The sequence below is a fragment of the Pseudomonas sp. GL-R-26 genome, from assembly GCF_019947365.1.
Classification (GTDB): Bacteria; Pseudomonadota; Gammaproteobacteria; order Pseudomonadales; family Pseudomonadaceae; genus Aquipseudomonas.
In genome coordinates, this window is record NZ_JAGYGI010000017.1 from 62,436 (window position 1) to 77,685 (window position 15,250).

At 59.3% G+C, this 15,250-nt stretch carries 15 protein-coding genes; 8 read left to right on the forward strand and 7 right to left on the reverse strand.

The features are described from left to right. Positions 1-85 precede the first annotated feature (85 nt). On the forward strand, positions 86-1,267 hold the full coding sequence (locus KGA96_RS18580) for an MFS transporter (RefSeq protein ID WP_223514195.1): 1,182 nt from the start codon (positions 86-88) through the stop codon (positions 1,265-1,267). On the opposite strand, the gene KGA96_RS18585 is transcribed toward KGA96_RS18580, so the two are convergent. Further along, positions 1,218-2,144, reverse strand: coding sequence for a DMT family transporter (locus tag KGA96_RS18585; protein ID WP_223466241.1), 927 nt, complete (start codon positions 2,142-2,144; stop codon positions 1,218-1,220). The genes KGA96_RS18580 and KGA96_RS18585 overlap by 50 nt on opposite strands. A gap of 197 nt (positions 2,145-2,341) precedes the next feature. Further along, positions 2,342-3,178 (reverse strand): S1 RNA-binding domain-containing protein, encoded by an 837-nt coding sequence (locus tag KGA96_RS18590; protein WP_046043712.1) that lies wholly within the window; start codon positions 3,176-3,178, stop codon positions 2,342-2,344. Between the two features lie 351 nt (positions 3,179-3,529). Between KGA96_RS18590 and KGA96_RS18595 the strand changes: the two genes are divergently transcribed. From KGA96_RS18595 to KGA96_RS18615, 5 genes are all read left to right on the forward strand, one after another. Further along, complete coding sequence (locus KGA96_RS18595; RefSeq protein WP_015096330.1) at positions 3,530-3,718, forward strand: hypothetical protein; 189 nt, start codon at positions 3,530-3,532, stop codon at positions 3,716-3,718. 208 nt (positions 3,719-3,926) lie between these two features. Then, complete coding sequence (locus KGA96_RS18600) at positions 3,927-4,649, forward strand: TorF family putative porin (protein WP_046043710.1); 723 nt, start codon at positions 3,927-3,929, stop codon at positions 4,647-4,649. Between the two features lie 77 nt (positions 4,650-4,726). After that, entirely contained in the window at positions 4,727-5,596 is an 870-nt protein-coding gene (locus KGA96_RS18605; protein ID WP_223514198.1) for a DUF6279 family lipoprotein, read from the forward strand. Positions 5,597-5,786: 190 nt separating this feature from the next. Beyond that, positions 5,787-6,521 carry a DUF899 domain-containing protein gene (locus KGA96_RS18610; protein WP_046043708.1) on the forward strand — a complete coding sequence of 245 codons (735 nt, stop codon included), beginning with the start codon at positions 5,787-5,789 and terminating at the stop codon, positions 6,519-6,521. A 71-nt stretch (positions 6,522-6,592) separates the two neighbouring features. Then, positions 6,593-6,838: a hypothetical protein gene (locus tag KGA96_RS18615; protein ID WP_223514200.1), complete on the forward strand. Its 246-nt coding sequence runs from the start codon at positions 6,593-6,595 to the stop codon at positions 6,836-6,838. Between the two features lie 46 nt (positions 6,839-6,884). Here KGA96_RS18615 and KGA96_RS18620 read toward each other — a convergent pair whose 3' ends face one another. From KGA96_RS18620 to KGA96_RS18630, 3 genes are all read right to left on the reverse strand, one after another. After that, positions 6,885-7,655 (reverse strand): IclR family transcriptional regulator, encoded by a 771-nt coding sequence (locus tag KGA96_RS18620; protein WP_223466246.1) that lies wholly within the window; start codon positions 7,653-7,655, stop codon positions 6,885-6,887. A gap of 95 nt (positions 7,656-7,750) precedes the next feature. Beyond that, positions 7,751-8,962, reverse strand: coding sequence for a CaiB/BaiF CoA transferase family protein (locus KGA96_RS18625; RefSeq protein WP_223466247.1), 1,212 nt, complete (start codon positions 8,960-8,962; stop codon positions 7,751-7,753). Next, on the reverse strand, positions 8,959-9,900 hold the full coding sequence (locus tag KGA96_RS18630; RefSeq protein WP_046043704.1) for a hydroxymethylglutaryl-CoA lyase: 942 nt from the start codon (positions 9,898-9,900) through the stop codon (positions 8,959-8,961). Before KGA96_RS18630 ends, KGA96_RS18625 begins: the two co-directional genes overlap by 4 nt. A 268-nt stretch (positions 9,901-10,168) precedes the next feature. On the opposite strand from KGA96_RS18630, the gene KGA96_RS18635 reads away from it, so the two are divergent. Next, positions 10,169-11,455, forward strand: coding sequence for a CitMHS family transporter (locus tag KGA96_RS18635; protein ID WP_223514203.1), 1,287 nt, complete (start codon positions 10,169-10,171; stop codon positions 11,453-11,455). A 61-nt stretch (positions 11,456-11,516) separates the two neighbouring features. On the opposite strand, the gene KGA96_RS18640 is transcribed toward KGA96_RS18635, so the two are convergent. Continuing rightward, positions 11,517-12,857 carry a DEAD/DEAH box helicase gene (locus KGA96_RS18640; RefSeq protein ID WP_046043701.1) on the reverse strand — a complete coding sequence of 447 codons (1,341 nt, stop codon included), beginning with the start codon at positions 12,855-12,857 and terminating at the stop codon, positions 11,517-11,519. A gap of 192 nt (positions 12,858-13,049) precedes the next feature. Here KGA96_RS18640 and KGA96_RS18645 point away from each other — a divergent pair, with 192 nt between their 5' ends. After that, a complete protein-coding gene (locus tag KGA96_RS18645; protein ID WP_223466248.1) occupies positions 13,050-14,348 on the forward strand; it encodes a mechanosensitive ion channel family protein in 1,299 nt (432 codons plus the stop codon). A 203-nt stretch (positions 14,349-14,551) separates the two neighbouring features. Here KGA96_RS18645 and KGA96_RS18650 read toward each other — a convergent pair whose 3' ends face one another. Then, complete coding sequence (locus tag KGA96_RS18650) at positions 14,552-15,196, reverse strand: hydrolase (RefSeq protein WP_008018228.1); 645 nt, start codon at positions 15,194-15,196, stop codon at positions 14,552-14,554. Positions 15,197-15,250: the final 54 nt, after the last annotated feature.

Here is a 15,250-nt window from a genome sequence, read left to right on the forward strand (position 1 = left end):
CAAGTTACTCACTATTATTCATTTTTAAAGAAAGTCAATCAGTCCTAGCCTGACGGTCATTGATCCTCCAGACGGAATCCAGACCATGTCTCCCCTGATCCGCTTATCCGCCAGTTTCGTTGCCCTGATGATGGCCATGGGCATCGGCCGTTTTGCCCTGACACCGCAACTGCCGCACCTGCTCAGCGAAGGCCAGATCGACCTGACCGCCGCCGGGCTGATTGCCGCCGCCAACTACCTCGGTTATTTCATTGGTGCGGTGGACGCCATGTTTTCCCGGCGTCCCGCGCAAGTGCGCCGGCGCTTGCTCGGCGGATTGTGGCTCTGCGTGCTGCTGACCCTGGCGTCGTTCTGGGCCAATGGTTTCTGGTCGCACTTGCTGCTGCGCTTCGGCACCGGCGTGGCCAGCGCCTGGGTGCTGGTGATGATTACCGCCCTGAGCCAGCCACTCGCGGCAGAGGCCGGTCGTCCTCGGCTCGGCGCCCTGGTCTTCGCTGGACCGGGTTTGGGGATTTTTCTGACAGGTTTGTTGGCCCTGGGCTCGAATCTGCTGGGCCAGACTTCCGCCACCTTGTGGCTGGTGTACGCCGCCGCAGGACTGGTGATGCTGCTGGGTATCCTGCCGTTCCTGCCACAACCGGGGGGCACCGCGACTGCTGCGCCCAGCGCCAGCGCGTCGGGCAATCAAGGCATCGCTCGCCTGGGTTGGATCTATGCCTTGTATGGATTGGGCTACATCATTCCGGCGACCTTTTTGTCGCAAATGGCCAACGCGCAATTCCATGGCCAATGGCAGGCCGACCTGTTCTGGCCATGCTTTGGCTTGGCGGCGGCAATCGGCGTGGTGCTGGTGAGTCTGCGGCGGCAAAAACCCGGCGCCACGGGTCACTGGCTGATGGCGACGTTATGGCTGCAAGCCGCTGGCGTGTTCGCCTGCCTGCTGGGCAACGGGCCAGGCCTGGCGTTGGGTGTGATCCTGTGCGGCACGCCGTTCCTGGCCTGCATGCAACTGGTGATGCAACGCTCCCGGGAACTGGCGCCCCATGCCACCCAGCGCAATGCCGGCCTGCTGACAGCCTGCTTTGCCGTGGGCCAGCTCAGCGGGCCATTGCTGGCGGCGCTGAGCAGTCATTTCAGTGGCGGTTTGCAACCGGCATTGGTGGTCGCCGGCTGCGGCTTGTTGATCGCCGGCAGTCTGTTGCTCGCGCCGGTCAATGCTACCCGAGGGCTTTGCGCAAACGACGGCGCAACCACTGCTCGGCGCTGACAAAAGTGATGCCCGCCAATACCAGCACGGCACCGATGACGAAGTTCAGGCTCAGCTCCTCGCCGAGCAGCACCACACCGAAGGTGACGCCGAACAACGGCGTCATGAACGAAAACACCGCGAGGTTGGCCGCCAGGTAACGGCGCAGCAGCCAGAACCAGATCAGGTAACTGAAGAACGACACGACCACACCCTGAAACAGCACACTGGCCACCGCCACGCTGGTCAGGCTGACATGAGTGATCTGGCCGCTGAGCAGCGCAATCAACAACAAGCCGAAGAAGCCGACGATCAACTGATAGAACAGCGTCAGGGTCACCGGCGCTTCCGAAAGTCGCGAGGCGCGCACCACCACCGTGGTCGCACCCCAGGCGGCACCCGCCAGCACCCCCAAGGCATCGCCCATCAACATGCGGTAATCAAGGTTGTCCCAGGACACCCCGCCGGCAAACGCAATGGCAATCCCGATAAAGGCCAGGACAATCCCCAGCCATTGCAGCGGCCGCAATCGCTCACTGGGCAGCAACCAGTGCACACCCAATGCGGTGAAGATCGGCGCGGTGTAGAGGAACACCGACATGTGCGCCGCCGTGGTCAGTTGCAGGCCTTCGGAAATGAAGAAGAACTCCAGGCCGAACAAGGCACCGGCCAACAGACCGCCACGCCAGGTCGCACCCACCTGGTTCCAGCCACCCTTCCAGCAGATCAGCAGCCCGACCAGCAACGCTGACATACCGGAACGTCCGGCTGCCTGCATCACTGGCGCGATATCAGTCGCCGCCCACTTGATCATCACCTGCTGAACGCCCCAGACCAGGCACAACCCGACCATCACTTGCAGGGCAAACCCGTCGGCGCTGCGCCGGGTGGCGCTCACCGGAACACCTCGAAGACACAATCCATGGCAAAGACTCGGCAGAATAAAAAGCAAAACCCCGGCCTTCTCGTTGAAAAGAAATCACCGGGGCAATGAATCATGTTGTCGATTATTAACCAGAAGGCCAGAAAATGCCGCCCGCCAGAGACCTCTACTTCTCTGCTTGCGCCATCCTGGCCCTCTGTCTTGTCAGCGCATCAACTGAGTTCGATGCGATCGGCATGAATGACAATCTGGCCATTCTTGTACAACGCACCAATGGCCTTCTTGAAGTTGCCCTTGCTGACACCGAACAGGCTGCTGATCAACGCCGGATCGCTCTTGTCGCTCACCGCCAGGCTGCCATTGTTTTCGCGCAACTTGGCGAGGATCTTCGAGTTCAGGCTGGTGGCCGCTTCCTGGCCGACCGGTTGCAGGCTCAGGCTGATCTTGCCGTCGGCGCGAGCTTCCTTGATGAAGCCCTTTTCTTCTTTACCGGCGCGCATGAACTTGAAGATTTCGTTCTTGTGGATCAGGCCCCAATGCTTGTTGTTGATGATGGCCTTGAAGCCCATATCCGTGGCTTCGGCCACCAGCAGATCCACTTCCTGGCCCGCGGTGTAGTTGGCCGGGGTCTTGTCCAGGTAGCGGTCCAGACGCGCGGTCGCGGTGATGCGACGGGTGTGCTTGTCGAGATAGACATGCACCACCACATACTCGCCCGCCGTCATCTGGCGCTTCTCTTCGGAGAACGGCAGCAACAGGTCTTTCGGCAACCCCCAGTCCAGGAATACGCCGATGCTGTTGACTTCAACAACTTTCAAACTGGCGAATTCACCGACTTGAACTTTCGGTTTTTCAGTAGTTGCGATGAGTTTGTCATCGCTGTCCAGATAAATAAAAACGTTGAGCCAGTCTTCATCTTCGGTAGGAATATCTTTTGGAATATAACGATTAGGCAGAAGGATTTCGCCATCCGCGCCACCGTCCAGATATAAACCGAAGTTAGTGTGTTTAACCACTTGCAAACTGTTGTAACGCCCGATTAAAGCCATGTCCAATACCCTCATTGCGTGGGCGGCATTCTACCCGGTTTTAAGCGTCGCGTTCGGCAGCCGGCCCGGTGGCGCGAGAAAATCCTCTGAAACCCTTAATTTTCCCGGGGTTTCATCCAACGCCTGGCCGCTCGTCAGGCCGTTCCGGGCATTTACGCCATGCCCAGGCAAGCGTGACGCGGTATTTTTCCAGGCAATGTTCTTAGTTAAAACAGCGGCTTAGGTGCATATTTCGAATATTGGCCGGTGACTAATTACCCCGTCCTCAGGAATATGCCGAGGGGATATTTGCCAAGCAATTATCAGGCAATTCCTGTACGATGCCTGGCCAAGTTAATTTTCTACAGGTTAATGGCCGCCATGCGCGTAAAAGCATCCACCAGCAAAGCAAAGCCAGCTCCAGCCGTCGAAACCAGCGAGTCGATCAACAGCCAGATCGCTGCGTTCCTCAAGTCCGGCGGTGAAATCCAGCAAATTGCCAAAGGCGTCAGCGGCCAGACGTTCGGCCCGTCCAAGCAGATCACCTTGGGCAAAAAGTAATCCCCTCGCGTCACCTGGTCCCAAAGCGCTTTGAGCTTCGAAGCGCTTGGACTGGAACCCTCGATACTCCCCTGCGCCACACCATCAAATCCTTTGGAAATCGACGAACGGCCTTCATTGCCGATCATTCGCCGGTATCCTTGCACACGTCTGGATCAAGCGTTTCAGCGGGCCCGCCAGCCTGTCCTCGCTGTTCATGGAGTGACGCATGTTCAAACCTTTCTATCTATCGGCATTGCTCGCCAGCCTGTTGGCCTGCTCTGTAGCACACGCACAAATCTTTCAGCGTGAGCTGGGGGGCTTCGACCTCAAGCTCGGCACCACCCCCACCCGCAGCATGGCCCAAGGCCTGGTCAAACCCTCGGCCGTCGGCTCGTTCCACGGCGGCCTGGACCTGAGCCACGACAGTGGTTTCTATGTGGGCCAATGGTCGCCCAGCATGGGCATCAGCCCGGGGAAAGACCTCGAGATCGATTCCTACATGGGTTTTAAGCAACCCTTCGACCAAACCCTCGGCTACGAAGTAGGCCTGATCCGCTACAGCTACCCCGAAGTCACGACCCCTGCCAGCCAGGAACTGTTCGGCGGCCTGACCTTGCTCGGCAGCCGTTTCGGCATCGCCTTCAGCAATGACCCGGACAAACAGAACAACACCCTGTTCGCTGACTTGAGCGGCAATCAACCGTTCGGTGTCGGCATCAGCCTTAAATACACCACCCACCAATTCAATACGCCAGTGGCGGTGGATGGCGGGTATGTAGGCAGTTTTACCGATTGGTCGCTGAAATTGTCCCGCCCGTTCATGGGCATCGACCTCGACCTGATCTACAGTGACTCCAACCTGAGCGGCAGCGGTTGCTCGGCCTATGCCGGGCACAACAGCCAATGCGACGGACTGGTTACACTCAAGGCCGAACACGCGTTCTATTGATCGGCTGAACTGCCGGACTCCTCCTGGGTTCACATGAGAATCAGCCCCCGAAGACTGGCTTTCGCAAGGATCCGCCCATGTCCCGCTGGTTCAAACATATCGCCGTTGTGTTGACCGTTACCCTCGCCCTCGGCGCGTGCAGCCGCGTGGGCCTGGCCTACCGCAATCTCGACGTGATTATCCCGTGGACGCTCAGCGACTACCTGGACATGAACGGCGAGCAAAAAAGCTGGCTGATCGAACGCCTGAAGGAACACCTGAGCTGGCACTGCACCACCCAATTGCCCGGCTACCTCGACTGGCTGGACCGCCTGCAAACCATGATCGCCACCAACCAGGTCACCGATGCCGCCTTGCAGGCCCGCGCCCGCGAAGCCGAACAGGCGATCGCCGAGACCGCGCGTGAAATCACCCCGTCGGCCATCGAGTTGCTGCAAGGGCTGGATGACAAGCAAGTTGCCGAGATGAACGATGCCTTTGCCAAGGACCAGCGCAAACGCCAGGAGGAATATCTCAAACCCTCCCTCGACCAGCAGATCAAGGAGCGCGGGGCGCGCATGGAGAAACGCCTGAACGACTGGCTCGGGCCACTGAACGCTACCCAGCAACAGCGGGTAACCACATGGTCCAACGCCCTGGGTGAGCAGAACACCCAGTGGCTTGCCAACCGGGTCCATTGGCAGAAGCAGTTCAGCGCGGCTGTTGCGCAACGCCAGAGCCCCCAATTCCCACAACGCATCGAGACACTTCTGGTCAATCGCGAGAGCTTGTGGACACCCGCCTATCGTCAGGCCTTTGCCAACACCGAGACCCAGGCACGCTCGCTGTTCGTGGATCTGATGGCTGAAAGCACGCCGAACCAGCGCGCACGACTACTGAAGAAAGTTGAAGGTGTGAAGAAGGACTTCAGCGACTTGAAGTGCCTGAAAGCGGCGAAACAAGGCTGACTGCAACACAAGTCCCATGTGGGAGCGAGCCTGCTCGTCCGGCACCTGCTACGGGTGATCATTGCCGGGAATACTGTTGTCGATCAGACGGGCATTTGCTGACGACCGACCGGCGGCATGTCGAAATCCATGCAAGCCAAACGACTAGGCTGTGTAAGTCACCTCCCCGCCCCACGCAGGAGAAAACACCATGAACATTCAGAATCATCCCGTCGTGTCGCGGGAAGAATGGCTCGCCACCCGCAAACAGCACCTGGCCCGCGAGAAAGCCTTCACCAAGGAAAGGGACAGACTCAGCGCCGAACGCCGCGCCCTGCCCTGGGTGAAAATCGACAAGGACTACCACTTCCAGGGCCCCGACGGCGAACTGAAACTGGCGGACCTGTTCGGGGGGCGCAGCCAGTTGGTCATCTACCACTTCATGTTCGCCGAGGGCTGGGACGAGGGTTGCCCCGGTTGCTCGTACCTGAGCGATCACATCGACGGCGCCAACCAGCACCTGGCCCACCACGACGTTGCAGTGGTGGCGGTTTCCCACGCACCGTTCGCCGAATTCCAGGCCTTCAAACGGCGCATGGGCTGGAAGTTCGACTGGGTGTCGTCCGAAGGCTGCGATTTCAATTACGACTTTGGCGTCACCGCCCGAGCCGAAGAGGTCGCCGCCGGAAAGGCTACATACAACTACGAAAAAACCGACGGTTCCGAGGAAGAACTCCCCGGTCTCAGCGTGTTTTATCGCAATGACGCCGGCGAAATTTTCCATACCTACTCCACCTATGCCCGGGGCCTGGACATGCTGGTCGGCGCCTACAACTACCTCGACTTGACGCCCAAAGGTCGCAACGAAGAGGAAATCATGGAGTGGGTGCGGCATCACGACAAATATGAGGAACAGGAGAAGTCGAGCTGCTGTCATGGTGGTTAGCCCCGGACACCGAGGCGCGGCCTTCGCGGGCAAGCCACGCTCCCACAGTTTCTGTGGCGTTCACAAAACCTGTGGGCTTGCCCGCGAAGGGGCCCACCCCCGACGAAGCCACTGCCAAGCGCGAACAACTGGCCCGGGAAGTGGCCCGGGAAGTGGCCCGGCTCACCGAGCAGAACCCGGCCAAGGCCAAGGAGATCAACGACGAGTTGCAGAAAATGGATCTGGGCACCGCCGCCAAAGACTTGCCGGATAAGTGCCAATTGATCGACCAGCGACTCAAGGAACTGGCAACGGCGGAGAAAAAAGCCGAAAGCTGAATACAAAAAGCCCGGTCACCGACCGGGCTTTGAGGTTTCAGGACTGTTAACCCTGCGGGGCTGCGCGCTCAAGGGCTTTAAGCAACTCCCGATTGTCCCCGCCTAACGCGAGGGTCGCCTTGGCCGCTGCTTCGAGCAACAACCCACACGCTGTCGCCACTTTTTCCTGGCTGAAACGCTCTGCCGGGCCGGACAAGGTCATCGCTCCGGTCAGGTCATAAGCCGCGTTGAATACCGGCACCGACACAGCTGCGGTCTCGGCGTCGCGCTCGCCGAAGGACGTCGCCCAGAATTGCTCGCGGACAATACTGAGCATCGGGTCTGATGTGCCGGCAAAAGCCCGCAGGACTTTTCCCGATGCGCCCACATTCAGTGAAAATCGCGCTCCCTCATGCAGGGCAACACGCACCGCGCGTTTCGGTTCCACGCGAAACAGCACCACACGGCTGTCGTTTTCTCGCACATAGAACGAAGACGTTTCGCCGCTGGCTAGCGACAGGGATTCCAGCAACGGGTAGATCACATCCCGCAGGCGGAACGACGTCTGATAAACCTGCGCCAGCCGCAATGGTTCGGGGCCGACGGCGTACTGGCCGTCTCCGAGGCGACGGATGAAACCGGCACGCTCGAGCGAGCTCATCAGGCGCAGGATGGTGCTTTTATACAGCCCCGTGCGCCGGGCGATTTCCGCCAGTGGCAGGCTGTTGCTGCCGACATCAAACGCCGCGAGGATCGCGAACGCGCGATCCACGGCCGCTACACCACCTTCGGCAGCAGGCGTGGAGGATTCGTCTTCCGATAGGGATTGTTTGCTCATGTTCGCTCGTGACAAAACTTCAGGACGGCGCCAGCTCCGGGCTGCGCAGAGGCTACCTTAACCGTTGCTCGAAGCGGCGGCCACCCTGAGTGAGCTCAGGCCTGAGACTTGATGACACCAGCACCGTGCAGTGCCGTTACATCGGCAGCGGTGTAACCCAGTTCAGCCAACAACTCATCACTATGGCTACCCAATTGCGGTACGTTCAAACGCGTACCGAAACGCTGGCCGTCCATTTCGAACGGCAGCATGGGCACCTTGACCGACTGACCGTCGGGCATTGTCACTTGAGCCATGCCACCAGACTCGTTCAGGTGTTTATCGTCGAACAGATCCTGTGGACGCTGGATTGGTGAGAACGGCAACCCGGCCTCTTCGCACAGGGCCATCACTCGTTCCTTGCTCATCCGTGCCAGGCACTCACGCACGTGCGGCAGGATCTCTTTACGTGCAGCCACCCGCTGATTGTTGGCGGCCAACTGCGGATCGCTAGCGAACGTGTCGAAGCCAAACACCTCGCAAAAGCTTTTCCACTGACTGTCACTGACCACGCCGAGGAAGATCTGCTCTTCACCGGCACAACTGAACACGTCATAGATGGCCCATGCCGAGACGCGGCTCGGCATCGGTGCCGCGGGTGTGCCGGTCACCACGTTCTGCATCATGTGCTGGGCCACGAGGAATGCCGAATTTTCAAACAGGCCGGTTTGCACGAACTGACCTTGAGCATTTTGATTGCGTTGCAACAGCGCTGCGAGAATCGATATCGCGCTGAACATCCCGCCCATGACATCGTTGACCGAGGCCCCAGCGCGCAGCGGCTGGCCGACCGGGCCGGTCATGTAAGCCAGGCCTGTCATCATCTGCACCACTTCGTCGAGGGCCGTGCGATGTTCGTAAGGGCCGGGCAGGAAACCTTTCATGGAGCTGTAAATGATGTCCGGTTTGATCGCCTTGATGTCGGCATAACCCAGACCGAGTTTATCCATGGTGCCAGGACGAAAGTTCTCGGTGACCACGTCGGCGGTGGCAATCAGCTTTTTCACCGCCGCAATGCCTTCGCTGGTTTTCAGGTCAACGGCGAAACTTTTCTTGTTGCGGTTGTAGGTGGTCCAGTAGCCGGCGCCAGACCCCATCAAGCGCCGGGTATTATCGCCTTGCGGAGTCGGTTCGACCTTGATCACCTCGGCCCCCAGATCCGCCAGCACCAGACCGCAGGCCGGCCCCATGACCATGTGCACGAACTCGATGACCCGAATACCGGCCAGCGGTAAAGGCTTTTGTTGTTGGCTGAGGCCCATGTTCATACCGCCTTCTTTGCATAGTGAAAATTCTTGCCCACACCGGCGTCCGGAATGAAGCCGTACAGCGGCTCTCCCGGCAGGCCTTGGTAGAGCCATTCGCGGGCCGCCACCAACCGATCGATGTCGATGCCGGTGCGCAGGCCCATCGATTCGAGCAGGTAAACCAGGTCCTCGGTGACGATGTTGCCTGACGCACCGGGAGCGTAAGGGCAACCACCAATCCCGCCTTGCGAGGCATCGATGGTGGTCACGCCCACGTCCAGCGCCGCCAGCACATTGGCCAGGCCCTGGCCACGGGTGTTGTGGAAATGCGCACTGCCAGCAACGCCCGGCAACTCCTGACGCAAGCGGGTGAACAACCGACGGACCTGCGTCGGGTTGGCGTAGCCGACGGTATCGGCCAACCCCACTTCATTGACACCCAGTTCGGCCATGATCGCGGCCATACGCAATGTGTCGTCATCCGGCACTTCCCCCTGAATCGTGCAACCGAATACGGTCGATAACCCGGCCTCGATTTCGATGTGCGGGTATTGCTCGTTACGCAAGGCAACCACGGTGCGCACTTCCTGATAGACCTCGGCGTGAGTCTTGCGGATGTTGGCCAGGGAATGGGGTTCGCTCACCGAAATCGGCATCGTGATTTTCTGCACACCGGCCCTGAACGCCGCTTCGGCGCCCTTGAGGTTGGGCACCAACGCCGTCACAAACAGGTTGGGCAAGGTCCGCGCATGGGCCACCAACTGCGCCGCGTCGGCCATCTGCGGCAGCAGTTTGGGTGACACAAAAGAGCCCACTTCAATCTCCCGCAACCCGGCGGTCGCCAGGGCGGTGATCCATTTCAGTTTCAGTTCAGTCGGCATGGTGGCGGCGACGCTTTGCAGACCGTCACGTGGCCCGACTTCGCTGACCAAAATATCGATTTCGTTCGAATGACCCATCACCAGCTCTCCTGAAACGCTACGGGAGCCCCTGTTTTCAGGGGCTTCAGCATGCATTCTACCTGACAGAATAATGTTCTATTTTTAGTATCGGCCGGGTTTCGATGCCTTGTCAACGAGTGGACAAAAACTTGACAGCACAAAAAATTGATCGGAAAGTTGTTCCATCAAAAGGAATGACGTTCTATCTAATAGAACGATATAGGCGACAAGCGTTTGCTTAGGCCGCCATGACACCCGGACAAAACCTATAAAAACGAGGGAACCCATGCTGACCCTACTCAGCTATTCGATGATCACCTGCTTCATGTACCTGGTCATGAGCAAACGCCTGTCGCCGCTGGTTGCGCTGTTGCTGGTCCCGGTCGCCTTTGCCTGCCTTGCCGGATACGCCAGGACGCTCGGACCGATGATGTTCGACGGTTTGAAGATGCTGGCCCCAACCGGAGTGATGCTGACCTTTGCCATCCTGTATTTCTGCATGATGACCGACGCAGGGCTATTCAACCCGCTGGTCAAATTGATCCTCAAGGCGGTGAAAGGCGATCCGCAAAAAATCGTGCTGGGCACGGCGATTCTCGGGATCTGTGTTGGTCTGGATGGCGATGGCGCCACGACTTACATCATTACGTGCGCAGCGCTGCTGCCGCTCTATCGCCGCACCGGCGTGCGCCTGCAAGTCATGGCCACGGTGTTGCTGCTGGCCATTGGCGTGATGAATATTCTGCCGTGGGCCGGTCCGTTTTCCCGTGCGGCCAGCGCCATGCACGTCGATATCACCGAACTGTTCGTGGCGATGTTGCCGTTGATGGCTTTCGGTCTGGTCTGGGTGATGTTCGTCGCCCTTTACTTGGGCCGCCTGGAACGACGCCGGTTGGGGGTGGTGCAGCTCAATGGCGATGAAGGCCTGGATCACGCCACTGAATTTCGTTTGGGCGACTGGCGCTTGCTGTTCAACGCTGCGCTCACCATCGCCCTGATCGCGCTGATGATGCTCGCCGTGATGCCACCAGCAGTACTGTTCATGCTCGCGTTCGGCATTGGCCTGGTGGTGAACTTCCCGAACCTCAAAGAGCAGAAAGCCGTGATCGCCCGCCATGCCGACAACGTGATGGCGGTGACCTTGCTGATCTTTGCCGCCGGGATTTTCGTCGGCATCATGAGCGGCACCGGAATGACCAAAGCCATCTCCGAGAGCCTGATCCACGTCATCCCTGAGTGGGCCGGCAGCTCGATGTCGATCATCACGGCGTTCATCAGCATGCCGTTCACCTACGTGCTGACCAACGATGCGTTTTACTTCGGCGTTCTGCCGATCCTCGCGCAAACCGCCAGCCACTATGGCATCAGCGGCAAGGAAATGGCGATCGCCGGTTTGATCGGCCAGCCGGTGCATTTGCTCAGTCCGCTGGTGGCGTCTACCTATTTGCTGTGCGGATTGCTGGACCTGGATTACGGCGACAACCAGCGCATGACTTTGAAGTGGACCATCGGAACAGTGGGGGTGATGTTGCTGGCGGCGCTAGCGCTTGGTTCCATATCGATTGTCAGGTAGTTGTTTTGACGTAAAAAAACCCGGACGCTGTCCGGGTTTTTCATAGGTCGACTACAACGACTTACTCAGCCGCCGGCGCTTCCGGCTTGCGGCGCTTGAGCGGGGCCATGCCGTCCTTGCTGACCAGTGAATCGCTCTTGGGCCGGTTGGCGCTCTTGCGCTTGGTCGGGGTCTTGGCGGCAGTTTTCTTCTTGTCGCCCTTGGCGTCGGTCTTTTTCTTCTTCACGCCGACGGCCTTGCCCGAGGCCTTGACCTTTTTCGGTCCGCCGTAGGTGCCTTTGACTTCCTTGATGGTACGGCGCTCGAAGCTCTGCTTGAGGTAGCGCTCGATGCTCGACATCAGGTTCCAGTCGCCGTGGCAGATCAGCGAGATGGCCAGGCCATCGTTACCGGCGCGGCCGGTACGACCGATGCGGTGCACGTATTCGTCGCCGCTGCGCGGCATGTCGAAGTTGATCACCAGGTCCAGGCCATCCACGTCCAGACCGCGAGCGGCGACGTCGGTGGCCACGAGGATTTTCACGCCGCCCTGCTTCAGGCGGTCGATCGCCAGTTTGCGATCCTTCTGGTCTTTCTCGCCGTGCAGCACGAACGCTTTGTATTCCTGCGCCACCAGGCGGCCGTAGATACGGTCGGCCATGGCCCGGGTGTTGGTGAAGACGATGGCCTTCTGGTAGGTCTCGTTGGCCAGCAGCCAGTTGACGATCTGTTCTTTGTGCTGGTTGTGGTCAGCGGTGATGATTTGCTGACGGGTGGTTTCGTTCAGCTGGCTGACTGCGTTGAGCTGCAAGTGCTCAGGGTTGTTCAGGACCTTGGCGATCATCTCGCGCAGGCCCGAACCACCGGTGGTGGCGGAGAACAGCATGGTTTGCTGACGGTTGGTGCACTCATCGACCAGACGCTGAACGTCATCGGCGAAGCCCATGTCGAGCATACGGTCGGCTTCGTCGAGCACCAGTACTTCAACTTCTTTCAAGTCGAGGTTGCCGGCGTTCAGTTGCTCGATCATCCGGCCCGGCGTACCGATCAGGATGTCCGGTACCTTGCGCAGCATCGCGGCCTGGACCTTGAAGTCTTCGCCGCCGGTGATCAGGCCGGACTTGATGAAGGTGAACTGCGAGAAGCGTTCAACTTCCTTCAAGGTCTGCTGGGCCAGTTCGCGGGTCGGCAGCAGGATCAGGGTCTTGATGCTGACGCGGATTTTCGCCGGGCCGATCAGACGGTTGAGGATGGGCAAAACGAATGCAGCGGTTTTGCCGCTACCGGTTTGCGCCGTCACCCGCAGGTCACGCCCCTGGAGCGCCAGCGGGATGGCCGCGGCTTGCACAGGCGTTGGCTCGACAAATTTCAGCTCGGCCACGGCTTTGAGCAGGCGTTCGTGCAGGGCGAATTGGGAAAACACGGGTGCTACCTCGAAGAAATGCAAAAAAACAGCTGCATAGGGTAACGGTTTCGAGCGCTCAGGCCGAGTTTCTTTATACAAATGGCGGTAAACAGTTGGTTTTTTGTTGCCTGATTTTTCCCGAAACGTAATACAAAGCGTCTTAAATGCTCTAATCCCCTCTCGCGCCTTACAGAAGAATCGTTTTCGACCATGGATATCAAACAGCTCTGGATCAACATCCTGGACCTTTGGGGTGCCCTCGACCAGCACCCGCTCGTGCACTCCAGCCTGTCGCTGTTGTTGCTGCTGGCAATTGCGCTGTTCCTCGGACGGGTGGCGCGCTACCTCATTCTGCACGCGGCCAAAATGCTCGGCCGCCAGCCGGCCTTGCACTGGGTCAATGATTTTCTACAGAACAAGGTGTTCCATCGCCTGGCGCAGATCGCGCCTTCGCTAGTGCTCCAGTTCGGTCTCAATCTGGTGCCGGACCTGAGCAAAACCAGCCTGAACTTCCTCGGCAACGTCGCCCTGTCCTTCACCTTCCTGTTTCTGCTGCTGGCGGTCAGCGCCCTGCTCAACGCCCTGCTGGACATCTACGCCCGCACCGAGCACGCCCGCACCCGCTCGATCAAGGGCTATGTGCAACTGGCGAAAATGGTGTTGTACGTGTTTGGCGCGATCGTCATCGTCGCCACGCTGATCGACCGCTCGCCGCTGTTGCTGCTGTCGGGTCTGGGTGCCATGTCGGCGGTGATTCTGTTGGTCTACAAGGACACGCTGCTGTCGTTCGTCGCCAGCGTGCAGTTGACCAGCAACGACATGCTGCGGGTCGGCGACTGGATCGAGATGCCCCAGGTGGGCGCCGACGGCGATGTGGTGGACATCACGCTGCACACGGTCAAGGTGCAGAACTTCGACAAGACCATCGTCTCGATCCCGACCTGGCGCCTGATGTCCGAGTCGTTCAAGAACTGGCGCGGCATGCAGGCTTCCGGTGGCCGCCGGATCAAACGCAGCCTGTTCATCGACGCCAGCGGCGTACGCTTTTTGCGTGACGACGAAGAGCAGAAGCTGTCCCAGGTGCACTTGCTCACCGACTACATGACCCGCAAACAGGCCGAACTCAAGGCCTGGAACGAAGCCCAGGGCAACGTCGCCGCCATGTCGGCCAACCGCCGGCGGATGACCAACATCGGCACCTTCCGCGCCTATGCACTGGCCTACCTGAAGAGTCACCCGGGGATCCAGCCGAACATGACCTGCATGGTGCGCCAGATGCAGACCACAGCCCAGGGCATTCCGCTGGAAATCTACTGCTTCACCGGGACCACGGCGTGGGCCGACTACGAGCGGATCCAGGGGGATATTTTCGACTACCTGCTGGCGGTGCTGCCGGAGTTTGGGTTGAGTCTTTATCAGCAGCCGAGCGGAACGGATTTGCGTGCGGGGATATTGCCGGCGGTACTGGGCGCGAGCCACATTCCCGAAGCTGAAAAGCGCAGGGTGTAACACCACAAAAAAACTGTGGGGTTTGTGTGGCGAGGGAGCTTGCTCCCGCTGGACAGCGAAGCTGTCCCAATGACTGCAGTCCGGTTCCTTCAGACAACCACGGTCGGCTGGTACTACGACTGCTGCGCAGCCGAGCGGGAGCAAGCTCCCTCGCCACAAGAGCCTGCTCCCACAAGGGTTACATCGCTTTCAGAAATTGCGAGTTACTTGACCTGCCGCTGCGGTGCCTTGTGCACCATGGTGTAGGCGTAATCCACGCCCATGCCGTACGCGCCGCTGTGTTCCAGCACCAGCTCCATCACCGCCTCGTAAGTGTCCTTGTGTGCCCAGTCGCGCTGGTATTCGAGCAACACTTGCTGCCAGGTCACCGGTACCGCGCCGGCCTGAATCATCCGTTGCACCGACATATCGTGGGCTTCCTTGCTGGTGCCGCCGGAAGCGTCGGTAACGATGTACACCTCGTAGCCTTCAGCCAAGGCTTCCAATGCCGGGAAAGTCAGGCAGACCTCGGTCCACAGCGCGGCAATGATCAGCTTCTTGCGGCCGGTGGCTTTCACCGCGTCGACCAGTGCCTTGTCTTCCCAGGAGTTCATCGAAGTGCGTTCGATCGGCTTCTGATCCGGGTGCACCGCCAGCAATTCGGGCCAGATGTAACCGCTGAAGCTTTCGGTTTCGACCGAGGTGTAGATGGTCGGCACGTTGAAAATCTTCGCTGCCTTGGCCAGGCCCACGGTGTTGTTCTTCAGAGTCTGGCGGTCGATGGACTGCACGCCGAATGCCATTTGCGGCTGGTGGTCGATCAGGATCAGTGCGGAGTTGGTTGGGTTGAGCAGTTCACGAATAGACATGGCGCGTTCCTTTTGATGTCGATACTTCGAATGGGTCAGGGGTTAGTCGACGAT